Below are 11,859 nucleotides of genomic sequence, written 5' to 3'. Positions count from 1 at the left end.
TAATGGAAGTTCTGGTTAAAACTTGGCTAACTGCGGTTGCTGTGTGTTTTTTATATACGTGTAGCGCAAGTGTGGCGGCACAAGATACTAATCTTGTAACTCACTCATTAGCGCGAAAAGGTAACAGCGAAAAACAAGATACCGAAACCGTGCACTTTTATGCATGGGGCGGTAGTGCTCAGGTAAATAGCTATTTGCAGTGGGTAAGCGAGCAAGTTTCGCAACAGTACAATATTCGCTTTCAGCATGTGAAACTTGCTGATACAAGTGATGCAGTATCACGCGTATTGGCAGAAAAAGCCGCGGGAAATCATACAAACGGCAGTGTAGACCTTATTTGGATCAACGGTGAAAACTTTGCTGCAATGAAAGAGCATGAGTTATTAACCAAAAACTGGGTATCATCACTTAGATATTTCCCTTTGACCAACCCACACGAAAATACAGCAATGGTGACGGATTTCGGGGAATCAACACTCGGAATGGAAGCGCCTTGGGGTAAAGCATCATTAGTCTTTTATTATCGCCAGCAACACTTACAACACTTAGCAATTCCACCACCACAAACTATTCATGAGCTGCTTGATTTTGCGCAACGGTCCCCCGGACGATTTACTTATCCTGTACCCAGTGACTACCTTGGAATTACTTTTCTTAAATATGCCATCATTGCCCTAAACGAAGATAGACAAAATGTGTTCTATCAACCCGTTAGTGAAAGTGCGCTTAAAAGCGTACTTCCCGCACTTTGGCAGTACTTAGACGCGTTGCACCCTGTCATGTGGCGACGTGGTGAAACCATGCTAAGGCAAGCATCGCAGCTACAACGGTTAATGGGCTCTGGCGAGTTGTCGATAGCATTTTCATTCACTGCGGCTGAGATCCCAAGTGCAGTAGAACGCTTTGATCTTCCTAAAGACATACGCACCTATGTTATGCATGACGGCAGTCTTGCCAACGTACATTTTGTAGGGTTGACTTACAACTCTTCAGTAAAAACCGCGGCGAAGACCGTAGTAGATTTTTTATTATCACCCAAGGCACAAGCGCAAAAACAAAAACTAAAGGTGTGGGGAGATGAGTCTGTGCTTGATTTATCGCTACTTAGCCCAAGCGATAGGGCTTTGTTTGACCAAGAGGGGGGGCACCCTTCAGCACTGGATAAATCACAGAAGGTTAAGCTGATAGCAGAGCCTCATTCAAGTTGGGCCGACGCTATTCGTAATGCTTGGTATGAGCGCTACGGAGTGCGCTACTGATGTTTACCTCTTTCACCGTTACCGCTAGGTGGCTTTTGTTATGCATTTTGTGTGTGCCGGTTGTGGGTGGCTTTGTGGGCGTTGTATTTCCAGCTTTAGGCTATTTCCCTGCAATAGGCGCAACGCAATTCAGCGCTCAACCGTTTGCAACCTTGTTCGCAACAACCGGTATTGCCAAAATGATGTTGCTATCGCTATTCACCGGCCTTGGCTCTACATTGTTAGCCTTTATTGGCGCGTGTTGTCTTCTCGCGTGGTGCTATCAAACTCGCTTTGTCGAAAAATTGCAGGCATTGCTAAGTCCATTTTTAGTCTTTCCTCATGCAGCAGCGGCCATTGCATTGCTTTTTGTGTTGAGTCCATCGGGCTTTTTCGCCCGTTTATTCACTACCGACAACGATATTTTGGTGACAACGTCAGCACATAGCTTTCCCCACGACCCTTATGGTTTAAGCGTGTTGTTTGCGCTTGCACTTAAAGAATTACCGTTTATTTTGCTGATGGCGCTTGGGGTGATGTCTCAGCCGATTGTGGCCAAAAAAATATCTGGGTACAGCAAGGTAGGCGCATCGCTAGGTTATTCCAGCGTAGCGCGGTTCTTTTTGTTGGTCCTGCCAACCATTTTTCCTCAAATTCGATTACCATTGCTTGCGGTATTAGTATTTGCAACTTCAAACGTAGAAATTCCATTGATTTTGGGGCCGAATAATCCAAGCACGCTTGCCGTAGCCGTTCTACATTGGTTCAATCATATTGATTTGTCGATGCGATTGTTAGGTTCTGCGGGTGCTGTTCTGCAGGTCGGTATATCAAGCGCAGCACTGGGGCTATTTGTTGTTGGTGAGCGTATTGTTGTGGTACTAGGGCGAGCGCTTTTAGTAAATGGTAATCGCCGCTTGTTTGATAATGCCGTAGTGGTAACCGGCGTGTCTATATTCGCTGTTTATATGGTGCTAATAGGCACCATCATGTATAGCACTTTTGCTTATTCAGTGGCGTCCTACTGGGTATTTCCGAATTTACTCCCTGAAGATACGACATGGTTGCATTGGCAAACAGTAGTTAACGCTATTGAAAAGCCATTAAGCAACACACTCGTTCTTGGTGGTCTAGTAAGTACTTCGTCTGTGTTACTGGTGTTGTTTGCACTGGAAAGCCAGATGCTAAAACCGACAAAGCGTGTAATGTCATTCGTCTTTTCCGTTTCAGTGTTTTTACCACTGCTTGTTCCAGGCGTTGCGTTTTTGTACGGGTTAGTATGGTTGCAACAGTTAGTGCTTCAATCTGCCACATGGTTTCATACGTACATAGCCCATATGGTTTACGTTGTGCCGTACGTTTATTTGTCGCTTGCGGTAGCGTATCGTAAATTTGACGCTCGCTATATTGTGGTAGCACAAAGCCTTGGTAAGTCACCGTGGCAAGTATTTGTGTATATCAAATTACCATTGATGCTGGGAGCTATCCTTATTGCGTGGGCTTTAGGCCTTGCTATCAGTTTCAGCCAATACTTACCAACATTATTGGCATCGGGTGGCGTTATTCCTACAGTAACTACTGAGGCAGTAGCATCGGCATCAGGCAGCAGTACACGTCTTAGCGCTGTTTACGTCATCATTCAAGCCACATTACCACTAATAGGGTTTGTATTAGCGTGGACCTTGCCTCGTTTCATGTTCAACCCCAAACAAGGTGTTTCATGAGTATCAACAATGATGGTCGCATAAAAAGGGTGAGCGATGTCAAAGGATAAAAACGTGCTTGACCTACAACAATTAGTTATCTCAAATGGTGACGCTGAATTAGTAAAGTTAAGTGCGCGCGTGAATGCAGGTGAAGTGTTGACAGTAATGGGTCCAAGTGGCTCTGGGAAATCAACGCTATTACAAGCCATAGCGGGGCAACTGTCTGCGCCGTTTGATTTTACTGGGCGTATCTTGCTTAGCGGCGAGGACATTACACACAAACCTGCGCATCGTCGACACATTGGGGTGATGTTTCAGGATGCATTGTTATTTGAGCATATGACCGTTGAAGAAAATATTGCCTTTGCCATGCCAAAAGGTAGGTTTGCCAATAAACAAGCACGAATGAATGCTATTGAAGTTATGCTTGAAACGTTCGAGCTTAACGGCATGCAAAAAAGATCGGTGAGCGCTCTGTCGGGTGGTCAGCAGGCGAGGATATCGTTGTTGCGAACCCTAAGTTCACAACCAAAGGCAGTGCTGCTCGATGAGCCTTTTAGTAAATTAGATGCTAGCCTGCGTGAGCACATTCGTACATGGACGTTTGAGCAGTTAAAAATTCATAATATACCTGCGGTTTTGGTCACTCATGACAAAGAAGACGCCATTGCAGCAGGTGGCGAAATAATAGAGTTATCAAAATGCTAGACGCCAAAATTACGCCTTTTATTAAACCTGTACTAAGGCCTTTAATTGTAGGCCTAGATAAAATTGGGATAACGCCGAATCAAATAACTGTCGCGGGCTTCTTGATAGGCTTATGCGCCGTTCCCTTTATTATTCTTAACTGGTGGGGGGCCGCGCTGGGTTGCATTATAGGAAATAGGATTTTTGACGGTATTGATGGTGAACTTGCTCGTTATCAAAAAAGCAGTAGTAGCGCGGGTGGTTTCCTTGATATCTGCCTGGACTTTTTATTTTATGCCGCTATCCCTCTGGCATTCGGAATAGCAAACCCCGCGTTGTGGGGTGTACCTGCAATGGTATTGCTGGCAACTTTTATAGGGACAGGTAGTAGCTTCTTGGCGTTTGCCATCGCAGCTGAGAAGTTTCAAATAGACCGACCTCAGTTTCAAAATAAGAGTTTTTACTATATGCAGGGGCTAACTGAGGGAAGCGAGACCATCGTTGTCTTCTTAGCATTTTGTATATGGCCAAGCTACTTTCCAGTATTGGCTTATTTGTTCGCAGCAGCGTGTTTAATTACGTTAGTTACTCGTATTGTTGGGGGCTTTTTCACACTTAAGCGGGTAGAGTCAGAAAACGGTAGTAGGTAACGTTTATCATGGATAATACGTCAATTATTAGACTAGGTGTGTTTTTAGGGGTTTTCACTGTTATGGCAGTGCTTGAAGCCTACAAACCTGCACGGCAGGCGGTGTTAAATAGAAAGACCCGCTGGGTAGGTAACCTTGCTATGGTGGTATTCGGTGCCGTCGCTGCAAGAGTGCTTTTACCTACTACATTAATAGGCGTGTCAGCGTGGGCTCAAACCAATGAAATTGGCCTATTTAACGTTGTTAATACACTTCCTGCTACATTGGTAGTAGTGCTTTGCGTGGTTGTGCAAGATGTGATTATTTATTGGCAGCACAGACTGTTTCATTCCATACCCTTGTTGTGGCGAGTGCACAAGATGCATCATGCCGATAGCCATGTGGATACCACCACGGGCCTTCGTTTTCATCCTATCGAAATTGCAATTAGTTTGGGGGTAAAAGCCGCTGCGGTAGTGGCATTTGGCATACCTGCAATGGCGATTGTTATATTTGAGGTAGCGCTCAACGGATTCGCGCTTTTTAATCACGCTAATATTCGTTTGCCACAAAAGTGGGACGACAGAGTAGGGCTAATCCTTATCACACAGCGATTGCATCGAATTCATCATAGTCAGACCAAGTCTGAGTCTAATTCTAATTTTGGCTTCAGTGTGACTTGGTGGGACAGACTATTTAACAGCTTCAAACCGCGCGCCGCGCACAGCGATGAAACCATACCTATTGGACAGCAAGATGTGCCTGCGCTAAAAGAAAATGCAAGCGTTATAGCATTATTGCGGCAACCTTTTAGACGTGGTGGATAAGACTACGCCACGTTCATGACATTATCTTGCAGTAAGCGTTTTAAAAAGCGTAAAGCACAAGGTAATTTACGTCTGCAATACGAAAAAGATTACATTTGTTTTAGGTTGGTGTAATTGCTCAACTAGATAAGACTAATCTAGCGTCAACACCAATTTGCCAGTGTGTTTTTTCAATTCGAAATCTTGCTGAGCCTGCTTTATCTCTTTCAATGGATACGTTGCAGCGACAATCGGCTTAATGCTTCCGCGCTCAATGTGTTTAACGAGACTGGCAAAAACGCCTTCTTGCAATACAGTACAACCTATCAGTTGTAAGTCCTTTAAGTACAACGTTCTAACATCTAATATAACGTCGTGCCCACCAATAGCGCCAGAGGTAGCGTATCGCCCAAATGTTGAGAGTAACTCTAGTAAGTCTGGCCAACGCGCGCCTGCGACCAGGTCAATCACAACATTGAACGGTTTGTTTTTATAAAGTGATTTCCAGTCTGCATCTCGGGTAACAGTTTCGTCAGCGCCCAAAGCGTTCACTTCGCCTTGCTTTTCTTTACTGGTTACCGCCACTACATACGCGCCGCGTGCCTTAGCTAGTTGTACTGCCGCTGAACCAACACCACCAGAAGCGCCTGTAATAAATACGCGTTCGCCTTTTTGAACATTTGCTCTATGCAAAAGGTTTTCCGCGGTCGAATAGGAGCATGGAAAAGAAGCAAGTTCAGTATCTGTATACGATGATTTTACGGCGTATGCATGCTTACTCGCTACTTTGGTGAATTGAGCAAACCCGCCGTCGCACTCACTACCAAAGTACCAGGGTGATGGTAGACGTTGGCTGTCCGCCTCAGTTAAGCATGGTTCAATAAGTACTCTTTCTCCAATTCGTGATGACGATACATTTTTTCCAACCGCGACAATGTAACCACAAACATCAGCACCTTGAATACGGGGAAATACCAGCGCAGAGCCTGCCCAGCTCGCATCATTGGCATTGTTTCCCTCTTTTGAATACCACCCTTTACGTGTATTTAAATCAGTATTGTTAACACCAGCCGCCGCAACTTTAACAAGTACATCATTGTCGGTGAGATAGGGCAGTGCGATCTGCTCATTAAAGACAAGGGAATCGATGTCGCCATGCTTGGTAAGTTGTACACCTTTCATGGTTTTGGGTAACTGATTCATTCTTACTCCTAGTTGGGTTTGTTTGTAAAGTAGCGTCATCACCTTTTCTAAGGTCAGTTGTAGGCCTACTTTTGGGTTAACTGCTCGACCAGTATGGAAATAGCTTGATGTGCTGCTTTTAAAGCAGCATGTTGAGAGCTAGGCCATGCGGACGCCATGCCTTCATGTAAAATAAAAATGGTTTCTACAAAGTCTTTTTTGGAAGCAGCAGTTGCTATTGTGAGATCGTTAAAATTTTCAGTCAGCCATTGTTTGACCTCTAATTTATGTGATTGAACTGCATTTTGGATTTTTTCATTATTGGGGTAGCAGGCGAGTGCTTGAAGAGACATACAACCCCGTGGAGCATAGGTTTCAAGCCATAGTGCTAGACGTGTGAAAATATGCAGCAACAATGTGTTTGCGTCGTGTACTGACGTGATTTTGTGATTTATAGGGCTATCTTGCTCTAAAAACGCGATGTACCGCTTATGTCGGTAGTGTAGTGCGCCTATGACCATGGCTTCTTTCGAAGGGAAATATTTGTAAAGCGTTTTTAGTGTTGTGCCTGAATGCTCTTTAAGCGTTGCCACGTTTGGCGTCGCAAACCCATATATAGCGAAGGCTTGTTCAAGTTTTTGTGCAATGGCGTCGTGGGTAGCACTAGGCGTAGCTGTCGAAGTTTTTATTAGCTCTTTGGTCACCAAAACCTCATTAATACCGTGGTAGAACAAATGTTCTACCTTAGGGTAGAGTAAATATTCTACCCTGACAAGTGCTTCGTGTGACCAGCATAGCTATACCTGCGTCAATACTTTCTATTTTGTTACTATTTTTAATCACATTTAGGAATGTGATTATTTTTGGTGTTATTTCGAATTGTGTGTATATTATGTAACTTATGCGGGTTATTGTAGGCAAGCAAATACATTGAGTCATTGAGCATTGCATAGACTCAATATTGTGTGCGAGGAAGCAATTCATATGAGTAGACAAAGGGGAAACGTTGAAGAGTGCAATGCTGCTGTCATAACCGGTGACATTGTCAAATCACAGTCGTTATCGGATGAAGATTTTAGTCGCATTATCCAAGCGTTAAAGGCCCAGTTGACGACCTATGCACGTTCATATGACGGGCATTTCGACGTTTTTCGCGGTGATGCTTTTCAGTTTGTGACATCGCATTCGCAGAACGTAATGCACATAGCACTGGGCATTCGCTTGGCCTTAAAAGCGATGACTCCCAGTAGCGATATCAGAGTGAGCTGCGCAGTCGGTGAGGTAACCTTTAGACCGTCTGAGGTAAAAACCGGTACGGGGCAGGCATTCGTATTGTCAGGAAGAGGGCTTGATGAATTGAAAGGACAATATGTGTCGTTTCAGTGTGAATATGGGTCATTGGCTCGACATACTTCTTTACTTACTCGATTTGCCGATTCACATATAGCAGGGTTAACTCAGACACAATCTGAAACCGTACTAGCCTACTTAGTTTCAGAAGATAAGAACCATGACGCTGTGGCGACATCTTTGGGCAAAACAAGAAGTAACGTGACGCGCATTTTGAACGCAAGCAATTACAGGTTGATAGCCGAGTACTTAGCGTTTATGGAGCAAGAAATAAGTACAGTACTAAGTGGAACTACTATTTAAGGAAAAACATGCAGGAACTTGTGTTTAAGGAAACCTTACTACTTGTCGCATTGTTGCTAGCGCATTTACTCGCAGATTTCTATTTTCAACCTTATTCGTGGGTGGAAAGTCGCAACAAACGGCACGTTCTAGCACCACATTTGTACCTACATGCGCTGCTGCACGGCTTACTTGCAGGCATTGCTATACTTGTTTTCGCTAGTGATCTTCAGGGCATGACGGTACTTTGTGGTAGCGCGATTATCGCCGTAACTCATTTTAAAATTGACGTTATTAAGTCTTATTGCCCGCAAACCACCACTTCTTTTATCGTTGATCAGTTGGCACATGTGCTGGTCATTATTGCTGTATTTCTTTTTATGACCAGCCAGTTCAATACATTTATAACTGTCTTAAAAGCAATTAATGTACAACACCTTACTATTGTCTTAGCGTATTTAGCTGTTTTAAAGCCAAGTTCAATCATAATTAAGCAGCTACTTTCTCCGTGGAGTGCAGAAGTGACTTCTGAGCGCCCTAAACATTCCCATGCAAACGACGCGTTAACTCTTAGCCTAGAAGCCCAACAAACATTGGCGTTGGCGGGGCAGCGTATTGGCTACCTTGAGCGGACACTCATGCTTACTTTTGTCTTGCTTAACCAATTTGCTGCTATTGGCTTTTTGATTGCCGCTAAGTCTATTTTTAGGTTTGGTGATTTAACAAAACATCAAGATAGAAAGCTTACCGAGTACGTCCTGTTAGGCACATTCTCAAGCGTTGTTATTACACTTCTCATCGGATTAGCTTGCGCCTATTTATTAGGAGAGTTTCCTATTAAGCGTTAGTAAACTGCTTAGGCGTGACCCCAACATGCTGCTTAAATACGCGATTAAAGTGAGACTGGTCATTAAAACCCATTTGATGGGCTATCTCACTAAGTGACAACGAACTTGTCAGCAATAACCGTTTGCTTTGTTCAATACGATGATGGGTTATGTATTGATAAGGCGTTTCACCTACACTTTTTTTAAATTCTCTCAAAAAGTAATACTTACTACAAAACACCAGGTCTGCCAAGGCTTCTATGGTAATGGCATTGCCGATATTGCGTTGTATGTAGTCATCAATCTTGGCGAGATCAGATTGTCCAAATTTGGCATTAGCCGCCGTATTTCCTTTGACGTCTTCATAGTTTGAATAATTCTGAATGTAGTGGGCCGACAATGCCGACACTAAGTTTTGCAAATACGGTTTGCCGTTGCGCCCATTAGCTTGAGTCTCTAGCAGCAATAGCTCAATTATGCCTTTGATGGTCTCATCTTCAACGTTGTAATTATTCAGAAATTCAAGTTGGGTTGCTTCAACCTTATAGGGGCAGGCATCAAAGAGAACATGTTCTTCAATGGCCAAAATAACGAAATAGCAAGGCTCAGATATATTATGAGTAAACGGAGTTTTTGGCGGATTTATCCATATATTGCCCGGTGCGGTTTTTAAGGCAATCAGTTCGTTATCAGCTTTTACAGACCAACTGAGATCTTTGTCTAGCGCCAACGCGAAATAGAAGTAGGGCGTGTATACCTGTTTGGGGTAGAAATACTCAGAGGAGCCTTTTTCAAGGATGATGCCTTGCCAATCCAATGCTTCGTTTGAAAATGTAATATCCAGCACATTGCCACAACTTGACGGCTTATGCGTTTGATAGTCAAAAAAAGCCAGTCTTGATTTCACATTATTCCTTACTTTTAAGCGTCATTGATCTCAGTAGTTCAAAACAAAGGTAAGCGCAATTTCATACAATAAATACAGCAGTTATCTTCAATATTTTGATGCTGTTGCTTTCTATTATGTCGCTACTGACTTCAATTGGTAAAGGACAACATAACTATGCAAACACTTAAAGCACTCAGCGTAGCGGTACCTCTAGTATTTCCTTCATTAACCGTTTCAGCGCTCCCAAACGACATAGAAACGCTTAAAACGGTTATGCCACAGTCAACGCAAACACCAAACTTTAATTATCAAATCGAGCAACAGCATGCAAAGGAGATCACTATGCAGTCTATGACATTAAATACACAGGTAGGTCAAATCGCGGCAAACCTTTATTTACCAGAAGGTAATAATCAGGTGCCTTTAATTGTCGTCACTGGCGCTTGGACATCGGTTAAAGAGCAAATGCCCGCAGTCTATGCAAAAGCATTGGCAGACAAGGGTTATGCGGCGCTGACTTTTGACTTTAGAGGGTGGGGAGAAACCCAACGAATCCACAGTCAAACTCAGCCCTTTGTTGAAGACCCAGCTATTAAAACACAAGACATTATAGCTGTTTTACAAGCAGCAAACCGGCTTGAAGGCGTTGACACCTCACGTATTGGAGGCCTTGCTATATGCGCTTCAGCAGGCTACATGCTTGATGCTGCGCTTGAATCATCACACTTGCAAAGTGTAGCTGTCGTCGCGCCATGGCTACATGATAAAGCGATGGCGGCAGAGATTTATGGTGGAGAAGAAAGCACATCGCGCTTAATAGCATTGGCGCGCGAAGCAAGACAGCAAAATGAGCCGCAACTTATAGAGGCCGCTAGCTTAGAAAATGATAATGCTCTGATGTATCAAGTGCCTTATTACACCGAAAATAATCGCGGTCTAGTGAAGGAATATGATAACCAATTCAATGTAGCTTCATGGGAGCAATGGCTTACCTACGACGCTCAACAAAGTGCCTTAAAACAAGAAAAGCCTGTGCTTATGGTAGCTTCAGAGGCGATGGCTTTACCGCAAGGTGCTCACCAATACTTATCAAACGCAGGTGACAATGTTAAAGCCATATGACTTGAAGGCATTACCCAATTTGATTTTTACGACCAGCCAAAGGCCGTTAATTCAGCAGTTCAAGCTGTTAGCGAGCACTTCAATCATCACCTTTAGAAATAGAAGGACAAAGCGCCGCGCTAACAGTTCTACGATGGATTAATTGGGTGTTTTTCAATTAAAAAGTCGATGAACGCCCGCACTCGTTGGGCCTTTTGACTGTGCTGTTGAAAATAGAGGTAAAGGCCGGAATACGGATACCAGTGCGGCATTAAAACGGGTACTAACTCTTTAGAGGCAAAGTACTTATCCACTATAGGCGCGACAATACGCCCAATACCTAGGCCACGTTTTGCTGCATCAATCATCAGATCTGTATCATTAACAACAAGTGCGTGGGGCATTGAAACGCTTATCGATTCTCCTTTTTGCCATAGTGTAAGCGGCGCGAGTTTGTTTGACGTCATAAAGCGATATTGAATCAGCTTATGATTTTTAAGGCTCTCAATATTCTCGGGAATACCATAACGCTCGGCATATTCAGGTGAACAAAACAGACATTCGCGCGTAGGGGAGGTAAGTTGTTTCGCAACCATACCGTCTTCCACTCGATCACCAAATCTCACACCTACATCCATACCCTCGGTAACAAGGTTAACTGTTGCATCGTTAATCGAAATCTCAAGCTGAATGTCAGGGTAACGTTGACAAAACTCTTGGTAATAAGGGGATATAAGCTGTTGAAATGCGAATCGAGGAGTAGTCACTTTAACTACACCAGTAGGCATATGGCTTAATGCATTGACTTCCTCAAATGCAACATTCAGCGTGCCTATGGCTTCACGAGTTTGCCGTTGAAGTAATCGTCCCGCCTCGGTAAGTTCAACACGCCTAGTGGTTCTGCTGAAAAGCGGAACGTTCAATAACTGTTCTAATAACTTTAATGCGTGGCTCACCGACGGTGAGGTCATTTCCAATTTTCTTGCTGCGCCGCTAATACTGCCTTCGTCAGCAATAGCATGAAAAACAATAAGTTGTTGGAACGAAGGCCCAGAAACGGACGAAGATGATGTATTTTTCATATAACCAGCGCTTATTGTTAGTTTTAATCTAATAATTTATGAGAAAAGTGTGGTCTAAAACTAATTATCTATCAAGCGTA

12 protein-coding genes are annotated in these 11,859 nt (G+C 43.6%); 8 read left to right on the top strand and 4 right to left on the bottom strand.

Features of this window, described 5'->3' with window-relative positions; translation table 11 throughout:
• The first annotated feature begins 2 nt into the window (after window positions 1-2).
• From JN178_RS11410 to JN178_RS11390, 5 genes are read left to right on the top strand one after another with little or no spacing between them, the layout of a single operon-like run.
• Window positions 3-1,259, top strand: a complete 1,257-nt coding sequence (locus JN178_RS11410; RefSeq protein ID WP_202261678.1) for an ABC transporter substrate-binding protein — start codon at window positions 3-5, stop codon at window positions 1,257-1,259.
• Window positions 1,259-2,962, top strand: a complete 1,704-nt coding sequence (locus JN178_RS11405) for an ABC transporter permease (protein WP_202261677.1) — start codon at window positions 1,259-1,261, stop codon at window positions 2,960-2,962. The genes JN178_RS11410 and JN178_RS11405 overlap by 1 nt, the downstream gene beginning before the upstream one ends.
• Window positions 2,963-2,998: 36 nt before the next feature.
• Window positions 2,999-3,652 carry an ATP-binding cassette domain-containing protein gene (locus JN178_RS11400; protein ID WP_202261676.1) on the top strand — a complete coding sequence of 218 codons (654 nt, stop codon included), beginning with the start codon at window positions 2,999-3,001 and terminating at the stop codon, window positions 3,650-3,652.
• Window positions 3,646-4,281: a CDP-alcohol phosphatidyltransferase family protein gene (locus JN178_RS11395; protein ID WP_202261675.1), complete on the top strand. Its 636-nt coding sequence runs from the start codon at window positions 3,646-3,648 to the stop codon at window positions 4,279-4,281. Before JN178_RS11400 ends, JN178_RS11395 begins: the two co-directional genes overlap by 7 nt.
• An 8-nt stretch (window positions 4,282-4,289) precedes the next feature.
• Entirely contained in the window at window positions 4,290-5,087 is a 798-nt protein-coding gene (locus JN178_RS11390) for a sterol desaturase family protein (RefSeq protein WP_202261674.1), read from the top strand.
• A 132-nt stretch (window positions 5,088-5,219) separates the two neighbouring features.
• Here the strand turns inward: JN178_RS11390 and JN178_RS11385 are convergent, their stop codons facing one another.
• Complete coding sequence (locus JN178_RS11385) at window positions 5,220-6,269, bottom strand: alcohol dehydrogenase family protein (protein ID WP_202261673.1); 1,050 nt, start codon at window positions 6,267-6,269, stop codon at window positions 5,220-5,222.
• 65 nt (window positions 6,270-6,334) lie between these two features.
• Entirely contained in the window at window positions 6,335-6,952 is a 618-nt protein-coding gene (locus JN178_RS11380) for a TetR/AcrR family transcriptional regulator (protein ID WP_232369551.1), read from the bottom strand.
• Between the two features lie 280 nt (window positions 6,953-7,232).
• Here JN178_RS11380 and JN178_RS11375 point away from each other — a divergent pair, with 280 nt between their 5' ends.
• Together JN178_RS11375 and JN178_RS11370 are read left to right on the top strand one after the other, a co-directional pair.
• Complete coding sequence (locus tag JN178_RS11375) at window positions 7,233-7,901, top strand: hypothetical protein (protein ID WP_202261672.1); 669 nt, start codon at window positions 7,233-7,235, stop codon at window positions 7,899-7,901.
• Between the two features lie 8 nt (window positions 7,902-7,909).
• Complete coding sequence (locus JN178_RS11370; protein ID WP_202261671.1) at window positions 7,910-8,728, top strand: DUF3307 domain-containing protein; 819 nt, start codon at window positions 7,910-7,912, stop codon at window positions 8,726-8,728.
• Here the strand turns inward: JN178_RS11370 and JN178_RS11365 are convergent.
• A complete protein-coding gene (locus tag JN178_RS11365; RefSeq protein WP_202261670.1) occupies window positions 8,718-9,614 on the bottom strand; it encodes a helix-turn-helix transcriptional regulator in 897 nt (298 codons plus the stop codon). The two genes, JN178_RS11370 and JN178_RS11365, sit on opposite strands and share 11 nt — an antisense overlap.
• Window positions 9,615-9,770: 156 nt before the next feature.
• Here JN178_RS11365 and JN178_RS11360 point away from each other — a divergent pair, with 156 nt between their 5' ends.
• Window positions 9,771-10,718, top strand: coding sequence for an alpha/beta hydrolase (locus JN178_RS11360; protein WP_232369550.1), 948 nt, complete (start codon window positions 9,771-9,773; stop codon window positions 10,716-10,718).
• A gap of 128 nt (window positions 10,719-10,846) precedes the next feature.
• Here the strand turns inward: JN178_RS11360 and JN178_RS11355 are convergent, their stop codons facing one another.
• Window positions 10,847-11,779 carry a LysR family transcriptional regulator gene (locus JN178_RS11355; protein WP_202261669.1) on the bottom strand — a complete coding sequence of 311 codons (933 nt, stop codon included), beginning with the start codon at window positions 11,777-11,779 and terminating at the stop codon, window positions 10,847-10,849.
• Window positions 11,780-11,859: the final 80 nt, after the last annotated feature.

It is taken from the genome of Alteromonas sp. KC3, from assembly GCF_016756315.1.
Taxonomy (GTDB): domain Bacteria; phylum Pseudomonadota; class Gammaproteobacteria; order Enterobacterales; family Alteromonadaceae; genus Alteromonas.
This window is presented reverse-complemented; position numbering and strand designations above follow the sequence as displayed.